The 20,672-nt window shown below is 68.1% G+C and carries 14 protein-coding genes and 1 tRNA gene; 13 read left to right on the top strand and 2 right to left on the bottom strand.

Annotated elements, in window-relative coordinates; translation table 11 throughout:
* Positions 1–2: 2 nt before the first annotated feature.
* The 9 genes from K2L43_RS15470 to K2L43_RS15430 all read left to right on the top strand — a co-directional run bounded on the left by K2L43_RS15470 (position 3) and on the right by K2L43_RS15430 (position 14,709).
* Positions 3–2,267, top strand: coding sequence for a methyl-accepting chemotaxis protein (locus K2L43_RS15470; RefSeq protein WP_220637934.1), 2,265 nt, complete (start codon positions 3–5; stop codon positions 2,265–2,267).
* A 46-nt stretch (positions 2,268–2,313) separates the two neighbouring features.
* The gene (locus tag K2L43_RS15465) at positions 2,314–8,448 is read left to right on the top strand and encodes an Hpt domain-containing protein (RefSeq protein WP_220637933.1); all 6,135 of its coding nucleotides are present in this window, start codon (positions 2,314–2,316) and stop codon (positions 8,446–8,448) included.
* A gap of 125 nt (positions 8,449–8,573) precedes the next feature.
* Complete coding sequence (locus K2L43_RS15460) at positions 8,574–9,173, top strand: YqgE/AlgH family protein (RefSeq protein WP_011806670.1); 600 nt, start codon at positions 8,574–8,576, stop codon at positions 9,171–9,173.
* The gene (gene ruvX / locus K2L43_RS15455) at positions 9,170–9,589 is read left to right on the top strand and encodes a Holliday junction resolvase RuvX (protein ID WP_015914192.1); all 420 of its coding nucleotides are present in this window, start codon (positions 9,170–9,172) and stop codon (positions 9,587–9,589) included. Before K2L43_RS15460 ends, ruvX begins: the two co-directional genes overlap by 4 nt.
* The gene (gene pyrR / locus K2L43_RS15450) at positions 9,586–10,119 is read left to right on the top strand and encodes a bifunctional pyr operon transcriptional regulator/uracil phosphoribosyltransferase PyrR (RefSeq protein ID WP_011806668.1); all 534 of its coding nucleotides are present in this window, start codon (positions 9,586–9,588) and stop codon (positions 10,117–10,119) included. The genes ruvX and pyrR overlap by 4 nt, the downstream gene beginning before the upstream one ends.
* Before the next feature lie 2 nt (positions 10,120–10,121).
* Complete coding sequence (locus K2L43_RS15445; protein ID WP_011806667.1) at positions 10,122–11,084, top strand: aspartate carbamoyltransferase catalytic subunit; 963 nt, start codon at positions 10,122–10,124, stop codon at positions 11,082–11,084.
* Between the two features lie 212 nt (positions 11,085–11,296).
* The gene (locus tag K2L43_RS15440) at positions 11,297–12,592 is read left to right on the top strand and encodes a dihydroorotase (protein WP_011806666.1); all 1,296 of its coding nucleotides are present in this window, start codon (positions 11,297–11,299) and stop codon (positions 12,590–12,592) included.
* A gap of 19 nt (positions 12,593–12,611) precedes the next feature.
* Complete coding sequence (locus K2L43_RS15435; RefSeq protein WP_015914191.1) at positions 12,612–13,352, top strand: 1-acyl-sn-glycerol-3-phosphate acyltransferase; 741 nt, start codon at positions 12,612–12,614, stop codon at positions 13,350–13,352.
* A 130-nt stretch (positions 13,353–13,482) separates the two neighbouring features.
* Complete coding sequence (locus K2L43_RS15430; RefSeq protein ID WP_220637932.1) at positions 13,483–14,709, top strand: Yip1 family protein; 1,227 nt, start codon at positions 13,483–13,485, stop codon at positions 14,707–14,709.
* 43 nt (positions 14,710–14,752) lie between these two features.
* Here the strand turns inward: K2L43_RS15430 and K2L43_RS15425 are convergent, their stop codons facing one another.
* On the bottom strand, positions 14,753–15,829 hold the full coding sequence (locus K2L43_RS15425; RefSeq protein WP_011806663.1) for an ABC transporter ATP-binding protein: 1,077 nt from the start codon (positions 15,827–15,829) through the stop codon (positions 14,753–14,755).
* 245 nt (positions 15,830–16,074) lie between these two features.
* On the opposite strand from K2L43_RS15425, the gene K2L43_RS15420 reads away from it, so the two are divergent.
* From K2L43_RS15420 to K2L43_RS15405, 4 genes are all read left to right on the top strand, one after another.
* Positions 16,075–17,709, top strand: a complete 1,635-nt coding sequence (locus K2L43_RS15420; RefSeq protein ID WP_199856208.1) for an iron ABC transporter permease — start codon at positions 16,075–16,077, stop codon at positions 17,707–17,709.
* 68 nt (positions 17,710–17,777) lie between these two features.
* Positions 17,778–18,134 carry an arsenate reductase (glutaredoxin) gene (gene arsC, locus K2L43_RS15415; RefSeq protein ID WP_041836417.1) on the top strand — a complete coding sequence of 119 codons (357 nt, stop codon included), beginning with the start codon at positions 17,778–17,780 and terminating at the stop codon, positions 18,132–18,134.
* Between the two features lie 330 nt (positions 18,135–18,464).
* On the top strand, positions 18,465–19,868 hold the full coding sequence (locus K2L43_RS15410; protein WP_220637931.1) for a phosphatidylserine/phosphatidylglycerophosphate/cardiolipin synthase family protein: 1,404 nt from the start codon (positions 18,465–18,467) through the stop codon (positions 19,866–19,868).
* 290 nt (positions 19,869–20,158) lie between these two features.
* Positions 20,159–20,521 (top strand): hypothetical protein, encoded by a 363-nt coding sequence (locus K2L43_RS15405; RefSeq protein WP_220637930.1) that lies wholly within the window; start codon positions 20,159–20,161, stop codon positions 20,519–20,521.
* Positions 20,522–20,548: 27 nt separating this feature from the next.
* Here the strand turns inward: K2L43_RS15405 and K2L43_RS15400 are convergent.
* Positions 20,549–20,623: transfer RNA gene (locus K2L43_RS15400), tRNA-Arg, on the bottom strand.
* Positions 20,624–20,672 lie beyond the last annotated feature (49 nt).

The following is a 20,672-nucleotide window of genomic DNA, read 5'->3' as shown; positions in this document are numbered from 1 at the left end:
CCATGTCCGTCGTCAATCCATTTGGAAAATTGTTTAACCGCAAGCCCGCCGACCCGGATGCTGAGCTGAACCCCACTGACTTGGCGCAGCACCCGGCGGGCGGACTGCTTGCCGATGCGTACCAGACCGATGGCATGGCCAGCGTGCAGGGCGATCCCGGCGATGCGGCGCAATATCCCGAAGGGGAGTTTGCGGATGAAGACTTGGTCTCGCTGCCTCTGCTGGGCCGCGCAACCACTGCCGTCCACCAGCGCCGCCTGCTGATGCTGCTGGGTGTTGGCTTGGTGGTGCTCGCCTTGATTGCCGGCTGGGTGCTGCAGCAAGCCAACCGCTCGGCGCAGCAGCTGACGGCGACCGGCCAGTCGCTGATGCAGTCGCAGCGGCTTGCAAAGTCCGTGTCGCAGGCCTTGGTGGGCAGCCCCCAGGCCTTCCCCGAAGTGGTGGAGAGCTCGGGCGTGCTGGCGCGCAACGTGCGCGCACTCAACGGGGGCGACAACGAACTGGATGTGCAGGCACTGGGTGAGCCTTTCCGCCCCGAACTGGATGCCATCACGCCGTTGGTGGAGCGTGCCGAGCGCAACGCGGGCGTGGTGATGGGTCAGCAAAAGATCCTGACGCAGGTGGGCGACGCTCTGCGTACCATCAACCGCCAGTCCTCGGACCTGCTGGAGATCGCGGAGACGGTCTCGTCCCTGAAGCTTCAGCAAAATGCGCCGGCCTCCGAGATTTCTGCCGCAGGCCAGCTGGTGATGTTGACCCAGCGTATCGGCAAGTCGGCTAACGAGTTCCAAACGACGGAGGGCGTGAGCCCCGAGGCGGTGTTCCTGCTGGGCAAGGACTTGAACTCCTTCAAGGAAATCGCACAGGGCATGCTGGACGGTAGCGCCGACCTCCGCCTGGCTGCCACCCGCGACGCCCAAACCCGCGAGCAACTGGAGTCGCTCATCAAGCTGTATGAGCAGATGCGTACGCAAGCCGGCGCCATCCTGGGCAACCTCCAGGGTCTGGTATCCGCACGTGAGGCGCAGTCGGCCATCCTGGCAGACAGCGAACCGCTGCGCCGTCAACTGGAAGGTCTGCAAAGCAAGCTGTCGGCACAATCGGGCATGGGGGCGGGCCAGTTCGCCGCGCTCGCCGTGGCCGGTATCTTCGTGCTGCTGTGCGGCGTGGGTATTTCGCGCGTGCAGCTGCTGGACAGCCGCAGCCGCCAAGCCACGGCCGAAGCGCAGCAGCGTGATGCCAAGCGCCAGGAACAGGAAGCCAAGCGCATCAACGACGCCAACCAGGCGGCCATTCTGCGACTGATGAACGAACTGCAATCGGTCGCTGAAGGGGACCTGACGCAGGAAGCCACCGTGACGGAGGACATCACGGGCGCCATCGCCGACTCGGTGAACTACACGGTGGAAGAACTGCGCCAACTGGTGGGCAGCGTGCAGAAGACGGCAACCCGGGTGGCGCAGACGACGGCCATGGTGGACAACACCTCCACGGAGCTGCTCGCAGCGTCCACCGAGCAGCTGCGAGAAATCCGTGAAACGGGCCGTTCGGTGCTCGAGATGGCAAGGCGTATTAACGACGTGTCTTCGCAAGCGCAGGAATCCGCCTCGGTGGCCCGCCAGTCGCTGCAGGCCGCCGACCAGGGTCTGCAGGCCGTGCAAAACGCCATCGGTGGTATGAACGCCATCCGCGACCAGATCCAGGATACGTCCAAGCGCATCAAGCGCCTGGGCGAGTCATCCCAGGAGATTGGCGAAATCACCGAGCTGATCTCGGACATTACCGAGCAGACCAACGTGCTGGCTCTGAACGCGGCCATCCAGGCTGCCTCTGCCGGTGAAGCCGGTCGCGGCTTCTCGGTGGTGGCGGAAGAAGTGCAGCGTCTCGCGGAGCGCTCCGCAGACGCCACGCGCCAGATCTCGGCGCTCGTGAAGGCCATTCAGACCGACACCCAGGACGCGGTGGCCGCTATGGAGCGTTCCACCCAGGGCGTGGTGGAAGGAGCGCGTCTATCGGACAGCGCAGGAACGGCGCTTTCGGAGATCGACCGCGTGTCGCGGCGGCTGGCCGAGCTGATTGAGCAGATCTCATCGTCAGCCTCCCGCGAAGCGGACCTCGCCAACGGCGTGGCAGACAACATCCAGCATATTTTTGCGGTGACGGAGCAGACCGGAGAAGGTACCCGTACGACTGCGCAGCAGGTGCGTGAACTGTCTCACGTGGCCGAGGAACTGCGCCAGTCGGTGGCGCGATTCAAGATTGCCTGACGTCTTCCATTAACGAACTTGCTCCGGATCAGCCGGGGACGAATCCATGTCATCTGTTGACGCCGCAAACGCACAGGGCGCCGATTGGGCCCAGGGCGAGCAGGATCTTGGGCCGCTCGCATGGGTGCTCGATGAACTGCGCAAATCCTTGGATGGTGCCGTCAAGGCCATGCGCCGTTTCGTGCGCGATGCCGAGATAGCGCGGGAGTCCGATCTCGCCTCACTGGACGCGGGGCCCTTGCGCATCGCACGCCAGCAACTCCACCAGGCCAGCGGCGCGCTGGAGATGGTGGGGATGGCGCCTCCGGCCCTGGTGTTGCGCGCCATGGAAACGGCGGTCCAGCGGTTCGTTCAGCGGCCGGAGACCTGCAGCGATGATGCAGCGGCCGTCATCGAGCGCGCCAGCTTTGCCTTGATCGAATACCTGGAGCATGTGCTCGCAGGCAAGTCCGTGTCGCCGGTGGCGCTGTTTCCCCAGTACCGCGAGGCGCAGACGCTGGCGGGGGGCGAGCGGGTGCATCCAGCGGACTTGTGGCCCGTGGAGCGGCGCTTCCATGATCCTGACGTGCCGGTTGCCGCTGCGCCGCTGCCCTATGGATCGGAAGCGCGTGCGCGGCTGGACAGCGCGGTACTGCGGCTGGTGAAGAATGCGGACCCGGGCGCCGCTGCAGACATGCAGACAACCTGCCTGGGCTTCGCCGCGGCGCAGACCGACCGCCAGGCTCGCGCTTTCTGGAAGATCTGTGCAGGCTTTTTCGAGGCGTTGGCGCAGCAGGCACTCAATCCGGACCTGTATGCCAAGCGCGTCGCTTCGCGCGTGCTGATGCAATACGCCACCTTGGCCAAGGGGGACACGGCGATCAGCGACCGTCTGGTGCAGGATCTTCTGTTCTTCTGCGCCCAGGCCGTGGTGCCTGCGACGGCGGATGCAGCTTCCCGCATGCCGGTACTGACGGCCGTGCGGCGCGCGTTTGATTTGAATCGCTACCAGCCGGTGGACTATGACCAGCCGCGCTTCGGTCTTTTCGACCCTGCCATTCTTGCGCAGGCGCGCAAGCGCATTGCCGCGGCCACGGAAACCTGGTCCGCACTTGCGGGTGGAGACCGCAACAAGCTCAAACCGGCAGCGGACCAGTTCAGCCTGGTGTGCGATTCATTGCGCAAACTGCACCCGGACAGCGAAAGCCTGGCACTGGCCCTGACGCGTGCCCTGGAGGCCACCACGCGGTCGGGCGAGCCTCCTTCGGCAGCGCTGGCCATGGAAGTGGCCACCTCTGTGCTGTATCTGCAGGCGTCCTTCGAGGAACTGGATGCCGCCCAGCAGTACATGGCGGAGCGAGCTGCGCGGCTGTCCGAGCGACTGGACAGCGTGGTTGCCGGCGGGGAATCGCAGCCTCTTGAACCCTGGATGGAAGAGCTGTATCGCCGCGTCAGTGACCACCAGACCATGGGTAGCGTGGTCGGTGAACTGCGTGCGACTCTGGCAGAGGCAGAGAAGTCCATGGACCAGTTCTTCCGCAGCCCGGAAGACATGACCCTGCTTGCCTCCGTGCCTGGCAGCCTGCAGCAGATGCGCGGCGTGCTGTCCGTGCTGGGACTGGATCAGGCCTCCTTGGCCGTGGTGCGCATGCGCGACACGGTCGAGCGCATGCTGACCAACGACCTGCCCGAGGAAGAGCGCCCGCAGGTTTTCGAGAAACTGGGCAACAGCCTGGGAGCGCTGGGCTTTCTCATCGACATGCTGAGCTACCAGCGTGCCATGGCGCGCAAGCTCTTCGTTTACGACGAAGAGCTGGGCGAGTTGCGTGTCCTCATGGGGCGGGCGCGTGCGCAACTGCCTCATCCGGGCGCGCATGATCAGGAAGCGCCTGCCGTACCCGCGTTGGAGCTCCCATTCCCCGACGCACCCGAACCCGCGGCGGCGGCTGTGGTCGAGAGCGCCACGCCGTCTGCACTGGCGGACATTGATTTTTCGCTGCTTGACGTGGACGTGGCGACGTCGGAAGGCGCCGTTTCGGCGGTGGTCGCTCCGGAAGAGCCCGCGCTTCCAGTGGTTCCTTCGAGCAACGTCGCTGCCGCAGCCCTGCCGGAGGACGATGGCGAGGATGAACTGCTCGACATCTTCCTGGAAGAGGCGCGCGAAGTTGTCGCCACCGGCTTGTCGGCCATCGACGCGCTGCGTGCTGCACCGGGTGACCTGAGCGAGCAGACCACGCTGCGGCGGGCCTTCCATACCCTCAAGGGTAGCTCGCGCATGGTGGGGCTGAACGAATTTGGTGAAGCCGCGTGGTCCATGGAGCAGACGCTCAATGCCTGGCTGGCCGAGCAAAAACCCATCAAGGAAGCGCTGCTGCAACTCTCCTCCGAGGCGTTGGGCGCCTTTGGTCGATGGGCCGATGACATCGCAGCAGGAGCTGCCGACCCGTGGAAGGCCGAAGCCTTCCGGGTTGCGGCGGATGCGATGCGCACGGATGGCACGCTGCTGCCACTGGGCGTGCCCTCCTCCGATTCCGCGGACACCACTGCGGCCTTGGCGCCGCAAGTGCCCGCAGAACCGCTGCTGCCTGACGAGCCCGTGTTGTCGGTGCCAGACCTTCCGGAGCCCGCGGCCGAACCACAAGCATTTGCCATTGAACCGCCTGCACCGCTCGAAGCTGTTGACGCCCACGCCAACGCTGCCGCGCTGGAGTTTGATCTGGTGCTGCCGGATGTCGACGTGCCGTCTCAGGACGCGACGGCGGGCCATGAGGAAGTGGGCGGCGACTTTGTCGACACCTTCATCGATGCGGATGAGGCCGACCAGGCCGTGTTGCCGGTGGAGGAGGTGCCCGCAGCTCCCGAGACGGTGACGGAGGAGGTGGATTTCTCCCTGTTCGAGGCTGCGCTGCAAGCCACCGATGCGCCAGCACAGGAGGTCGGCCAACCCGCTTCAACAGTAGCGGCTGACACGGTGGCGGAGCCGGCGGATAACGCATCCGCGGTGCGGCAGGACGAGACATTCTTTATCGGCACGGATGGCGTCCAACCCGAGTTCATCCTGGACGAGCAGCCAGCGGCGGACGTACCGTCTGCGCAAGCCGCCGAAACCGCGGTTGGGACGGACGGTCCGGTGGAGGAAGCGGTCGACGAAGCGGTCAAGGTCATCGAGCACCTGCGCATCGGCATACCGCTGTACAACGTGTACCTCAACGAGGCCGACGAATGGTCGCGCCGCCTCGTGACTGCGTTGCAGGAATGGTCGCTGGAATTGCACCAGCCGCTGCCGGACAGCGCGGTGGCGTTGGCGCACTCGCTGGCAGGCAGCTCTGCCACTGTCGGGTTCTCGGCACTGTCCAATCTTGCGCGTACCCTGGAACATACGCTGCAGCATGTTCAACTGCTGCAGCAGGGTCTCCCCGAGCATGCGCAGGCATTCAACGCCGCTGCCGAGGACATCCGGAGGTTGCTGCACCAATTCGCCGCAGGCTTCCTGAAGGAGCCCAGCGCCTCGGTGCTGGAACAGCTCAACGAGATCCTGCAGACCGAAGTGATCAGCGGCATGGTGTCGCTGGAAGACCGTGCTTTCGCCGAGGCAGAGGCACAGGCACAGGCACAGGCACAGGCACAGGCACAGGCACAGGCACAGGCACAGGCACAGGCATTTGAGACGCTGGAGCCGGCTCCGGCAACGCCTCAGGGCACGGCGCATGCGACGGCCGTCGACGAGCCGACTGCCCCATCGCCCGTGGTGGCGCCTACGCTCCCCGTAGGCCACGACCGCGTGATTGGCGATACTGCCGCGCCTGCCGTGTCGACCACCGTCGATATCGATGACGACATCGATGCGCTGGACAACATCGACCCCGATCTGTTCCCCATTTTCGAGGAAGAAGCGGTTGAACTGTTGCCCACGCTGGGTGGGGCGTTGCGCCAGTGGTCGTCCCGGCCGGAGAACCTGGGCGCACGCAGCGAACTGCTGCGCGCCCTGCACACCCTCAAGGGCAGTGCGCGCCTGGCAGGCGCGATGCGGCTTGGCGAAATGGCGCACCGCATGGAAACGGCCGTGGAGCAGATCGACACGGAAACCGTGGCGGCCGCAGACATTGAGCCCTTGCTGGTCAACTTCGACGCGTTGCAGGCGAGTTTCGACGCGCTGCGCGCAACTGGAGCGGAGCCGGCGGTACCGGCCGCTGAGCATGGACAGGACGCACAGGTGGTCCAATCCGCTCCCGCTCCAGGGCTTTCCCAGCCGCTCGCTCCGCCCGTTGCGTTGCGTGCGCCGTTGGGTGCGGCCCCTGCGCCGGCCCCCCTGCGTGCGGCAGGTGGGCATTCCGTGCGCGTACGTTCGCAACTGCTCGACCGGCTGGTGAACCAGGCTGGCGAAGTGATGATCGCGCGTTCGCGGCTGGACGTGCGCATGTCGCAACTGCGCAGTTCACTGACCGATTTGTCGGGCAACCTGGAGCGCCTGCGCCAGCAGTTGCGTGACATCGAGGTACAGGCGGAATCGCAGATGCAGTCCCGCTTGGCCCTGTCCAAGGACATGGCGGCGGGCTTCGACCCGCTGGAATTCGACCGCTTTACCCGCGTTCAGGAACTGACGCGCATGATGGCGGAGTCGGTCAACGACGTGGCCACCGTGCAGCGCAACATGCAGCGTGCGATGGAAGACGCCGAAGACGATCTGATCGCCCAGGGACGCCAGGCACGTGAGTTGCAGCGCGACCTGCTGCGCACGCGCATGGTGGAGTTCGAGGGCATCTCGGAACGCCTCTATGCGGTGGTGCGCCAGGCATCCAAGGAAACGGGAAAGCAGATCAAGCTGGACATTTCGGGCGGTTCCATCGAAATGGACCGCGGCGTGCTGGACCGCATGACCCCTGCTTTCGAACACCTGCTGCGCAACTGCGTGGGGCACGGCATCGAGGAACCCGAGACGCGCGCTGCTGCCGGCAAGGCTCCTGTGGGCTCGATCTCCATCGACTTGCGGCACGAGGGCAACGACGTGTCGGTGGCGTTCCGCGACGACGGGGCAGGCCTGAACATCGCCCGCATCCGGGACAAGGCCGTGGCGCAAGGGTTGATTGCGCCCGATGCGCAGCTGAGCGATGGCGAGGCGGCCAACCTGATCTTCATGCCGGGCTTCTCCACGGCGTCGGAGATCACGGGCCTTTCCGGCCGTGGTATCGGCATGGACGTGGTGCGCTCGGAGGTGAATGCCCTGGGTGGCCGCATCGAGACCTCTACCGAGGCGGGCAAGGGAACGTCCTTCCGCATGGTGCTGCCGCTCACGACAGCGGTGACCCAGGTGGTGATGCTGCGCGCGGGCAACCTGACCATCGGCGTGCCAGCCAACCTGGTGGAGATCGTGCGCCGTAGTTCCGGCACCGAGCTCGACGCTGCCTACGCCAGCCATACCTTCTCGGATGGCCTGGAGAATCTGCCCTTCTACTGGGCGGGTGCATTGCTCCAGTCGTCCTCGCGCAGCACGGAGGTTACGGGCAAGAGCCGCCCCGTGGTGATCCTGCGCAGCGCGTCGCAGCGCATCGCGATGCACGTGGACGAAGTGCTGGGCAACCAGGAAGTCGTGGTGAAGAACCTGGGGCCGCAGCTGTCGCGTCTGCCAGGCCTCGCGGGCATGTCCGTGCTGGCTTCGGGCACCGTGGTGCTGATCTACAACCCGGTGGCGCTGGCCACGGTGTACGGCGACCAGGTGCGCGCGGCCACGCACGCACCGGCGGTGGACCAGGCCGGCGCGGTGGTGGCTGCCGAGGGCGGCACGCCCGCCGCTTCGCTGTTGGTGCCGGTGCAGCAGGTGCCGTTGATCCTGGTGGTGGACGACTCGATCACCGTGCGCCGCGTCACGCAGCGCCTGCTGCAGCGCGAAGGCTACCGCGTGGCCCTGGCGGCCGACGGCCTGCAGGCGCTGGAGCGCCTGCAGGAAGAGCGCCCCGCGGTCGTGTTGTCCGACATCGAGATGCCGCGCATGGACGGTTTTGACCTCGCGCGCAACATCCGCTCCGACGCTGCGCTGCAGGACCTGCCGATCATCATGATCACTTCGCGCATTGCGCAGAAGCACCGCGACCATGCGATGGAACTCGGCGTGAACCACTACCTGGGCAAGCCCTACTCCGACGAGGAGCTGATGAGCCTGGTGCGCCACTACGCCAGCCTGAACACGGAGGCAGTGACCGCCTGACGGCGACGCAGTCCAGTGTCACCCAGGCCCGGCAGGCTGCACGCCTGCCGGGCCTTGTCTTTTGTGCGCCGGGGCGATGCCCTCGGATAACGGGCCGATGCGGTGGTTGGCCGTAAAATTGCCGCATGCCTGCCGATACCGCGCCCATGAATCTGACGCACCACTTCCTGATCGCCATGCCGGGCGTGGAAGATGCCTCTTTTTCGCGCAGTGTGGTGTATTTGTGCGAGCACAGCGAGCGCGGCGCGCTGGGGTTGATCATCAACAAACCCACGCCTATCAGCCTGGAAGGGCTGTTCGAGAAGGTGGACCTGTCCCTCGGGCGAGAGGATCTCACGCTGCAGCCGGTATTCCAGGGCGGCCCGGTACAGACCGAGCGCGGCTTCGTGCTGCACGAGGCCATGCGCGGCCCGCAAGAGAGCGAGGACGAGTCGCCCTACGCCTCCACGATGACGATCCCCGGCGGGCTGGAAATGACCACTTCCAAGGATGTGCTGGAGGCGTTGGCCCATGGTGCGGGCCCACGGCGCGTCCTCGTGACGCTGGGCTACTCGGCCTGGGGCGAAGGTCAACTGGAGTCCGAATTGGCCGAAAACAGCTGGCTCACCGTGGGTGCGGACGTGTCGGTCATCTTCGAAACGCCTGTGCAAGAGCGCTATGACCGTGCCCTGGGGTTGCTGGGCCTGCAGTCGTGGATGCTGTCGCCCGAAGCGGGGCATGCATGAGCGGCCAGCCTGCTCCAGCCGTCGTCCCCGCGCATTTCCAATCCTTTCTGGCTTTCGATTACGGGCTCAAGCGCACCGGCGTCGCCGTGGGTACGCGCATGCTGCGCAGCGCCACGCCCCAGGGCACGATCCGCGCGGAGGGCGATGCCCGCTTCGCCCAGGTGGCCGAGCGCATCCGCGAGTGGCAGCCCGATGCCCTGGTGGTGGGCGTGCCGCTGCATCCCGACGGGGCTGCCCATGAGAACACCGCCCGTGCGCTCAAGTTCGCGCGCCAGCTGCGCGGGCGCTTCGGCCTGCCGGTCTTCGAGGTTGACGAGCGCTACAGCACCACCGAGGCCCTTTCTGCGGGCGCGGCTGATGCCGACGCCGCGTCGGCCTGCATCATCCTGGAACAGTTTTTGAGGAACCTGCCATGAGTTCTGCTACGACCCCGCCGGGTGCCACGCGCCCGGGCCATCTCACGCTGGATGCCGAGGCGCTGTACGCCGAGCTGCTGCGCGGCGTGCGCATGCTGCGCGAATCTGACACCTACTTGGCGGGCATCGCCTCGGGCGGTGCTTGGCTGGCCGAGCGTCTGCAAAAAGACCTGGGCTTGCCGGGCCAGGCCGGGGTGCTGTCGTCTGCCATGCACCGCGACGATTTCTCCCAGCGGGGCCTGGCCTCCAGCGCGCAGACCACGCTGCCGTTCGACGTGAATGGTGCGGACATCCTGGTGCTGGACGATGTGCTCTACACCGGCCGCACCATCCGCGCCGTACTCAATGAGCTGTTCGACTACGGCCGCCCGGCGCGCGTGCGCCTGGCGGTGCTGGTGGACCGCGGCGGCCGCGAGCTGCCGGTGGCCGCCGAGTTCGCTGCGGCGCGCGTGGCGCTGCCGCCCACGCAATCGCTGGCACTGGCCCGCAGCGAGGCCGGCGCTTTCCATTTCGACGTCAAAGAGGTCTGACGGTGCTGTACAAGCGCAACCCCCAACTCAACAAGAACGGCGAGCTGATCCACCTGCTGTCGATCGAGGGCCTGCCCAAGGACATCGTCACGCACATCCTGGACACGGCCACCAACTTCGTCAGCGTCCAGGAGCGCGAGGTCAAGAAGGTGCCGCTGCTGCGCGGCAAGAGCGTGTTCAACCTGTTCTTCGAGAACAGCACGCGCACGCGCACCACTTTCGAGATCGCGGCCAAGCGCCTGTCGGCCGACGTGTTCAATCTGGATATCGCGCGCAGCTCCACCGCCAAGGGCGAGACGCTGCTGGACACCATCGACAACCTGAGCGCCATGGCGGCGGACATCTTCGTCGTGCGCCACAGCGAATCGGGCGCGCCCTACCTGATCGCACAGCATGTGGCACCGCACGTGCACGTGGTGAACGCCGGGGACGGCCGGCACTCGCACCCCACGCAGGGGCTGCTGGACATGTACACCATCCGCCATTACAAGAAGGACTTCTCCAACCTCACGGTGGCCATCGTGGGCGACGTGCTGCATTCGCGCGTGGCGCGATCGGACATCCATGCCCTGACCACTCTGGGCGCAGCCGAGGTGCGCGTGGTGGGCCCACGCACGCTGGTGCCTTCCGACATGGCGCAGATGGGCGTGCGGGTGTTCCACAACCTGGAGGAAGGCATCAAAGGCTGCGACGTGGTCATCACACTGCGCCTGCAGAACGAGCGCATGAGCGGTGCGCTGCTGCCTTCCAGCCAAGAGTACTTCAAGAGCTTCGGACTCACGCCCGAGAAGCTGCGGCTGGCCAAACCCGATGCCATCGTCATGCACCCGGGCCCCATCAACCGCGGCGTGGAGATCGACTCCGCCGTGGTGGACGGTCCGCAGGCCGTGATCCTGCCGCAGGTCACCTTCGGCATCGCGGTGCGCATGGCGGTCATGTCCATCGTGGCAGGGAATGAAGCATGACCTCGCTGAGCCGCTTCGCGCAATCCCCCCGGGGGACGCCGCGAACGCGGCGGGGCGGCCCTTGCACGGCGGCCCTGACCTGGGTTGCGCCAGTTTCATGGGGTGTGGGTGGCGCACGGCGCCATGGATCACCAGCATGACTTATTTGCTATTGTGTTGATAGCTGCTAGCGCTTGTGGGACGGGCGCTAACGGCCAATTTGGCTTAGAACCATGAAAATCCTCATCCAGAACGGCCGCGTCATCGACCCCGCCAGCGGCCTCGACAAGGTGTGCAACGTGGCGCTGGCGGCGGGCCGCATCATCGCGGTGGACCGCGAGCCCCAGGGTTTCACGCCCACCCGCGTGATCGATGCCAGCGGCTGCCTGGTGCTGCCGGGTCTGGTGGACCTGGCGGCGCGCCTGCGCGAGCCGGGGCATGAGCATGAGGGCATGCTGGAGTCCGAGATGGCGGCGGCCGTCGCGGGTGGCGTGACCAGCCTGGTCTGCCCGCCCGACACCGACCCGGTGCTCGACGAGCCTGGCCTGGTGCAGATGCTCAAGTTCCGCGCCGAGAAGCTGCACCAGGCGCGGCTGTTCCCCTTGGGCGCAGTCACGCGCGGGCTGGCCGGCGAGGTGCTGACCGAGATGGCCGAGCTGACGGAGTCCGGCTGCGTGGGCTTCAGCCAGGCCGAGGTGCCGCTGACCAGCACCCAGGTGCTGCAGCGCGCGCTGCAGTACGCCGCGACCTACGGCTACACCGTCTGGCTGCGCCCGCAGGAACTGCACCTGGGCAAGGGCGTGGCCGCCAGCGGCCCCCTGGCCACACGGTTGGGCCTGTCGGGCGTGCCCGTGGCGGCGGAGACGATTGCACTGCACACCATCTTCGAGTTGCTCAAAACCACGGGCGCGCGCGTGCACCTGTGCCGCCTGTCCAGCAGCGCGGGGGTGGATCTGGTGCGGCAGGCCAAGGCGGCCGGCCTGCCGGTGAGCTGCGACGTGAGCATCAACTCGCTCATGCTCACCGATGCGGACATCGGCTACTTCGACAGCCGCGCGCGCCTCACGCCGCCGCTGCGCCAGCAGCGCGACCGCGATGCGCTGGCCGCGGCGCTGCTGGATGGCACCATCGACGCGTTGGTGTCCGACCACACGCCTGTGGACGAGGATGCCAAAGCTTTGCCATTTGCCGAGGCCGAGCCCGGCGCGACGGGGCTGGAGTTGCTTCTGTCCGTGGCGCTCAAGTGGTCGCAGGAAGGCGGCGCGCCGCTGCAGCGTGCGCTGGCCGTGGTCACCGCAGAGCCCGCGCGGGTGCTGGGCACGTCGCTGGGCACGCTGCAGGCCAGCGTGGGCCGCATTATCGAAGGCGGGGTGGGCGACCTGTGCGTGCTGGACCCTGCGGCGCATTGGACCGTGCAGGCCGACGCACTGGCCAGCCAGGGCAAGCACACGCCGTTCTCGACCTATGAACTGCCGGGCCGGGTGCGCTGCACGCTGGTGGGCGGCCAAGTCGCGTTCGAGCGCGGCTGAGCGACGCCGGCACACGCACATGCTGCGGGGATTACGGGCCTGCTGGCGGGTGTTGCGGCTGGTGCTGCACGCTGCACAGGGGCTGCTCGTGGTGGCGTTGCGCTTCCCACGCCTATCGGTGGAGCAGCAGCAGGCGCGGGTGCAGGCGTGGGCGCTGGGCCTGCTGGCCTGCGCGGGGGTCACGCTGGAGGTGCGCGGCACCCCGCCGAGCCAGGGGCCGGTGCTGCTGGTGGCCAACCATCTGTCCTGGCTCGACATCCCGGTGATGCATGCGGCGCGCTACTGCCGCTTCATCTCCAAGTCCGACGTGCAGGCTTGGCCCATCGTCGGCACGCTCGCCACGGCAGCGGGCACGCTGTACATCGAGCGCGCGTCGCGGCGCGATGCCCTGCGCATGGTGGGCAGCATGCGGGATGCCCTGTTGCGGGGCGAAATACTCGCGGTGTTTCCCGAAGGCACGACCGGCGACGGGCGCACGCTGCTGCCCTTTCACCCCAACCTGCTGCAGGCTGCACTGCAGGCGGACGTGCCCGTGCAGCCCATCGGCCTGCGCTTCGTGGACCGCGCAAGCGGCCAGACCACCCACGCCCCGAGCTATATCGGCGACGAAACGCTGGTGGGCTCCATCTGGCGCACGCTCACCGCGCCGCCCATCACGGCGGTGGCGCATTTCGGCATGCCCGAGCGTGCGCAGGGGCGCGACCGCCGGGTGTGGGGCCAGGCATTGCATGCCGCAGTGGACGATCTGCGCCAACGCTGAATAGCCTCCTGCTGTCGCCAAAAGTGCACATGTGTGTGCAACGGGGCTGTAACGGTCTGTTTACATCCATCGCATCGACATGCGCCTGCAGTATGGTGCGCCTCTTTGCCAATAACCGAGGGAGGGATGCATGCAACTGATGGAGCGCGTGAAGGGGATTTTGCTCAAGCCCCGCGAGACCTGGGCCGCCATTGATGGAGAGCCTGCCGATACGGCACGCCTGTTCACGGGCTACCTGATGATCCTCGCGGCCATTCCGGCCGTCTGCGGATTCATCGGCATGTCGCTGATCGGCATGGGAGGCTTTGGCTTCAGCATGCGCGTGCCGGTGCTCGCCGGGCTTGCCAACATGGCCGTGTCCTATGTGTTGAGCCTGGTCGGCGTGTATGTGCTGGCCCTGGTCATCAATGCGTTGGCACCCACGTTCGGCGGCACCCAGAACCAGGGACAGGCGCTCAAGGTCGCGGTCTACGCCAGCACGGCCGCCATGCTGGGCGGCGTGTTCAGCTTGTTGCCGGCGCTGGCCATCCTGGGCTTGGTGGCGGCGCTGTATTCGCTGTACCTGCTGTACCTGGGCCTGCCGCTGCTGATGCGCAGCCCGGCTGCGCGCGCCGTGCCCTATACGGCGGTGGTCGTGGTGGTGGCCATCGTGCTGGGCATCGTCATTGCGGCCATCGGTTCGCTGTTCATGCCGCATGGCCCCGCCATGTGGGGCAGTGCGGGCGGCCCGGCCGTGGTCATCGACACGCCGCGTGGGCAGGTCACGCTGGATACCGCCAAGCTGGAAGAGGCCGGCAAGAAGATGGAAGAGGCTGCCCGCCGTATGGAGCAGGCGCACAAGAGCGGCGATACCCAACAGATGACCGAAGCCGCAGGCCAGGCGATGGCGGCGGCCATGGGAAGTGCCAAGCACCAGACGGTGGGGGTCGATGCGCTCAAGGCCGCGCTGCCCGCCAAGCTGGGATCGCTGGAACGCACCAGCTATGAGGTCCACGACGGCGCTGCCACAGGCCTGCCGACCAGCCAGGCGGAGGCCGAGTACGGCAACGGTGACAAGGTTGTGCGCATTTCGGTCGTGGATGCGGGTGCATTCGGCCAGTTGGCCCAACTGGCAGGCATGGTGCAGGGCGAGCGCGAGAGCGACGGCATCGTGGAAAAGACCTGGCAGGAGAATGGCCGCACGTTGCACCACAGCTACGCCAAGGACGGCAGCCAGGCGGAACTGCGCGCGGTGCTCAAGAACGGCGTGGTGGTCACGGTGGAGGCCGAGAACCTGCCGTTGAAGGACGTACAGGGCTTCATGGGCCAGATCGACCTGGCCGCGCTGGAGAACCTGCCGCGCAAGGACAAGTCCTGAGCCTGGCGCCCCCCGACGGCAGGGGCGCTTGAGGGGGCCGCGGTCAGCGTGCGGCGCTCTCCCGTGCGAACGCCACCACGTGGTCGACCTGGGTGCGGATGCCGATCCATTCGCCCATGGCATGGTCATGGTGGCTGGGCACGTGGGCCATCACGGTGAGGCCGTTGGCCAGTTCCAGCGTGTACAGAAATTCCGAGCCGCGGAAGGCCTTGCGCACGATGCGCGCCCGCACGGGTGAGCTGTCGTCATGCACCACGTCGTCGGCACGCAGCAGCACGTCGCATTCGCCGCCGGGGTAGCTTGCCGGCAGCAGGCAGCCGTCGATGTCGGTCAGGTCGCCCAGCGGGGTGCGCGCCACCACATGGCTGCCCTGCTGCACCAGCGTGGCGGGGGCGAACACGCCATGGCCGATGAAGTCAGCCACGAAGCGCGTGGCGGGGCGGTGGTAGAGGGAGTAGGCATCGTCCCACTGGTGCAGGTGGCCGCCCTCCAGCACGCCGATGCGGTCGCCGATGGCGAAGGCCTCCAACTGGTCGTGCGTGACGAACAGTGCCGTGGCGCCGGCGGTCTTGAGGATGCTGCGCACCTCGTGGGCCAGTCGCTCGCGCAAGTCCACATCCAGGTTGGAAAACGGCTCGTCCAGCAGCATCAGCCGCGGGCGTGGTGCCAGCGCGCGCGCCAATGCCACGCGCTGCTGCTGGCCGCCCGAGAGCTCGTGCGGAAAGCGCGCCTCGCTGCCCTCCAGACCCACCAGAGCCAGGGACTCGCGCACGCGTTCAGCCTGCTCCGCGCGGGGGAGTGCGTGAATGCCGAAGGCCACGTTGCGCCCGACGCTGAGGTGCGGAAACAGCGCATAGTCCTGGAACACCATGCCCATGCGCCGCTGCTCGGGGGGCATGCTGCGCCCCGGTGCGCCCACCACCTCGCCCCCCAGGCGGATGGCTCCTTCGGCGACGGGTTCCAGCCCCGCCACCGCGCGCAGCAGGGTGGTCTTGCCGCAGCCCGAGGGGCCGATGAGCACACCGATCTCGCCGGCGGCCAGGCCCAGGGTCACGCCGCGCACGGCGGCTTGCGGGCGGTTGGCGTACCGCACGTCCAATTGAGACACTTCCAGAAACATGGCGTGAGTTTAGGGCGTGTCCTGCCCTGAATGACCCCACGCCGCAGCGCCGTACTGTGCAGGCGTGGCCCCGCGCTGCGCCGCCTGGGGCGCGCCGCACCAGGGCCCACATGCCGGCGGGGGCGCGGCCGACCTGCGGCCCGCGGTTGCGTAGAATTGTTCCCATTTGCATCACAACTGCCAGGGTTCACCGGGCAGGCGGTGGATGCGCTCTCTTCGCCTTGCACCTCGCTACCGGCCGTCCCTTGCTGCCACGAATCCGCCGCGCCCTGCGCTCCACTTCACTGATCCTGTTGGCCTTGCTGCTCACGCTGCCCCTGCTGGCCGTGCTGGGGGCTTGGCTGCCCTGGGGCGAGGGCGGCGCGCAGTCCGGCGCCATCCTGCGCGCCATGGCCACCACGGTGCTGCCGGGGTACCTGTGGACCACGCTGTGGCTGGGTCTCGCCGTGGCCGTGGGCGCGGCCGTGGTGGGCACGGCCTGCGCTGCGGCGGTCACGCTGTTCGACTTCCGTGGCCGGCGCTCGCTGGAGTGGCTGCTGCTGCTGCCCCTGGCCATGCCGGCCTATGTGACGGCCTACGCCTATACCGACTTCCTGCAGTTCAGCGGCCCGCTGCAGGTCTGGCTGCGCGCCACGTTCGGCCTGGAGGGCCGCCTGCTGCCCGAGGTGCGCAGCCTGGGCGGTGCGGTGTGGGTGTTCATCTTTTCGCTTTACCCCTACGTGTACCTGCTGGCGCGCACGGCGCTGGGCGAGCGTGCGGCGCACCTCATGGAGGCGGCGCGTCTGCTGGGCGCATCGCCCGCGCGGCGCATCCGCAGCGTGGCGCTGCCGCTGGCACGCCCGGCGGTGGCCGCGGGCGTGGCGCTGGTGCTCATGGAGACGCTGGCCGACTTCGGCGTCGCGGCGTACTTCGGCATCCAGACCTTCACCACGGGCATCTACAAGGCCTGGCTGTCCATGGACGACCGGCTCGCCGCAGCGCAGTTGGCCACCGTGCTGCTGGTGCTGGTGGTGCTGCTGCTGCAGCTGGAGCTGCGCGCGCAGCGGCGCATGCGCTTTGCCACGGGCGGCGTGGGCCGCGCCGGCTCGACCGAGGCGCAGCCCACGCGGCTGCACGGTGCAAGCGCCGTGGCGGCGTGGCTGGTGTGCGCCCTGCCAGTACTGATGGGCTTCGTGGCGCCGGTGCTGTTCATGCTGCGGCCGCTGGCGGCCGACTGGTCGGTGCTGCCCTGGTCGCGTTTCATCGAATGGGCGGGCAACAGTGTGCGGCTGGGGGGCATTACGGCCGTGCTGGCCGTGGGCATTGCCCTGGTGCTGGCGTTTGCCGTGCGCCGCCGGCGCGATGCGCTCACGCGTGGCGTGGTGCAGCTGGTCAGCCTGGGCTACGCCGTGCCCGGTGCGGTGATCGTCGTGGGTCTGCTGCTGCCCGTGGGCTGGATGCAGGCCGCGGCGCCCGGCTGGGGGCTGCCCGCGATCATCACCGCCACGGCCGTGGGCATCGTCTGGGCCTACCTGGTGCGTTTTTGCGCGGTAGCGCTGCAGTCGGTGCAAAGCGGCTACGCGCGCGTCTCGCCCAGCCTGGACGACTCGGCGCGCATGCTGGGCGTGGGCAGCCTGGGCGTGCTCACGCGCGTGCATTGGCCGCTGCTCAAGCGCTCCACCGCGGCGGCGGCGCTGCTGGTGTTTGTGGACGTGATGAAAGAGCTGCCGGCCACCATGGTGCTGCGCCCCTTCAACAGCGACACCCTGGCCGTGGTGGCCTACCAGCTGGCCCGCGACGAGCGCCTGGGCGAGGCCGCGCTGCCCTCGCTGGCGCTGGTGGCCGTGGGGCTGGTGCCGGTGATCCTGCTGAGCCGCACGCTGCGCGCGTCGTCGCGCTGACCCGGCGCCGCCTCATTGGACACCGAGGCGGCCCGGTACGGCCCAGCGTGGCGGCCTACACTGCGCGCATGACCCCTGCCGACATCACCATCTACCACAACGCCCGCTGCAGCAATTCGCGCGGCGCCTTGGCGCTGCTGCGCGAGCGCGGCATCGAGCCCACCGTCGTGGACTATCTCGCCCAGCCGCTGGATGCCGTCCAGCTCACCGCCTTGGTGGCGCGCCTGGGCGTGCCCGTGCGCGAAGTCATGCGCACCAAGGAGGCCGCCTACACCGCGCTGGATCTGGCCGACCCGGGCCGCACCGATGCCGAGCTTATCGCCGCCATCGCCGCGCACCCGGTGCTGCTCAACCGCCCCATCGTCGTGACGCCGCGCGGTGCCCTGCTGTGCCGCCCGCCCCAGCGGGTGCTGGAGTTGCTCTGATACCGGGCCATCGGAATTTCGGGTATTTCGGTTAAATTGGCCTGTAACGCTTATGTTTAAAGCGCTAATAGCTATTAAATAAATAGCAAAAAGACCCATTCCCTGGCGCCGCGCCGCTTTCCTACAGTCGCGCGCGGCGCCGGGCCGATATGCTGGGCGGCATGCTGCCTGTTCCGGGCCGTGGGAGAGCGCCATGACACCACCCGTACCGCCAGAAGAATGCGCCCCGCATGCGGGGCCCATGCATGCGGTCGCTGGCCGTGCGGCCGCGGCGCGCGCTGTGCAGCAATGGTCGTTGGCGGGCCCTCGCCGCGTGCTCCACCCCCGCGCATGATCCGCGTGGCCGTGCTCTCGGGCCTGGGCCACGCGATCTTCGTGGCCGTGGGGCTGCTGGTGTACGTGATGGGCACGCGCATCGGCCACCAGCGCCGCCACCCCTCGGCCGCGATGGGCTGGGTGCTGGGCATCGTCACGTTTCCCTATCTGGTCGTACCGCTGTTCCTCTTGTTCGGCACGCGCAAGTTCGCGCGGCCCGCGCGCCGCCCGCACGGCCCGCCGCTGGAGGCAACGGAAGGCGGGCCGCCCTGGGCCACGCGGCTGCTGGCCAGCCTGGAGCTGGCGCCCGCCGTGCGCAATGCGCAGGTGGTGCTGCATGCCGACGGCACGCAGGCGCTGCAGGGGCTGCTGGCCACCATTGCGTCGGCCCGCCACCGGCTGGACCTGTGCACCTACGTGTTTGCCTACGACGAGGTGGGGCGCGAGGTGGCGCGCGCGCTGCTGGACTGCGTGCACCGCGGCGTGCGCGTGCGCCTGCTGGTGGACGCCTTGGGCAGCATGCGCACGCCGCCCGGCATGCTGCGCGCGCTGCGGCGCCAGGGCCTGCAGGTGCGCCGCTTCATGCCGCTGCTGCACAACCCGCTGCGCGGGCGCACCAACCTGCGCAACCACCGCAAGCTGGTCGTGGCCGACGGCGAGCGGCTGTGGAGCGGCGGACGCAACCTGGCCTGCGAGTACTTCATCGACCGGCCGGGCCACCCCGCCTGGGCGGACTTGAGCTACGAGGTCCATGGCCCGCTGGCCGCGCAGGCGCAGGCCCAGTTCGCCACCGACTGGCGTGTGGCGCGCGGCCTGGTGCTGCGCCGCCGCCGCAAGGCGCGGAGCACCGCCGCGCCGGCGCTGCCCGCGCCGCCTGCACACGGCCCGTTGGCGCAGTGGCTGCCCAGCGGTCCCGACCATGCCGACGACACCGTGCATGCGCTGCTGCTGGCGGCTGCCTACCATGCCCAGCGGCGCATCGTGGCCGTCACGCCGTACTTCGTGCCCGACGACGCGCTGCTGGACGCCTGGTGCCTGGCCTGCCGGCGCGGCGTGCAGGTCAGCGTGGTGGTGCCGGCGCGCTCCAACCACCGCCTGGCAGACCTGGCCCGCGAGCGCGCGCTGCGCCAGCTGGCCGCCGCGGGTGCGCGGGTATGGCTGTCCCCGGCCATGGTGCATGCCAAGGCGGTGCTCATCGACGACGAACTGGCTCTCGTCGGCTCGCTCAACCTGGACGCGCGCAGCCTGTTCCTGAACTACGAGGCCATGACCGTGTTCTACGGCCCGCAGGAACTGCACTGGCTGGCGCAGTGGAGCGACCAGCTGCTGGCCCGCGCGCGCCCCTACCACGCGCGTGCGCCCTCCTGGCTGCGCGACGTCATCGAAGGCGTGGTGCGCTCGGTGGGTTTTCAGCTCTAGGCGGCTGCCGCGCCCGTTCAGGGCAAAGGCATGCCGGCGCGTTCGCTGCTGGGCGGCGCCGCTGTGATGGGGTAGTCGTGGTGCGCCGGTTGCCTGGCGCGGGTGCGCCGCACGTCCCTTCGGACCCATGGGGCGTGGGATGCGCGATCGGGGCCGTGCAGTGATGCGGTGGCGCCCTCGTCCGACACGCCTGCGGCCGGCTGGCGGGCACGCCCGCAGCCACCTCCACACTACAACGGGGGTATCGGGCGCACGCAGCGTGCGTCCACCACTGTTTTAAGGAGTGCGCCATGAACGCCACCGATCCGCGATTTCCCCAGAACCCACCCATCGACCCCGACCTGGCCGAACAGGCACGACCCGGCCACGGCGTGCCGTCGCAAGACCCGGAGCCGCAGGCACAGCAGCCCCTGCCGCCCGAAGACCAGGAGCGTGAATCCAAATCGGTGCTGATGGGCGGTGGCGCGATGGCGGGCGCAGCTGCCGGCGCGGCCGTAGGCGCTGCCACGGCGGGGCCGGTGGGCGTCTTTGTGGGCACCCTGGCGGGCAGTGTGGCGGGGGCGCTGGGCGGCGCTGCGGCGGGCCGGCTGGTGGACACCGACCCCACCGCACCTGAAACCGACCCCAAGTCTGGGACGGATGGCGAGCGCTAGATCCTGCGCCGGCATCTGCCCGGAAAGTGGTCCCTCCGACAGGAATCGAACCTGTATCTAGCGCTTAGGAGGCGCTCGTTCTATCCATTGAACTACGGAGAGGGAGGCAAGATTGTAAGGGCGGTGCCATGCCGCCCTTATGCTATTTATT

Origin of the sequence: Diaphorobacter sp. MNS-0 (assembly GCF_019602835.1) — a bacterium.
Taxonomy (GTDB): Bacteria; Pseudomonadota; Gammaproteobacteria; order Burkholderiales; family Burkholderiaceae_C; genus Diaphorobacter; species Diaphorobacter nitroreducens.
This window is presented reverse-complemented; position numbering and strand designations above follow the sequence as displayed.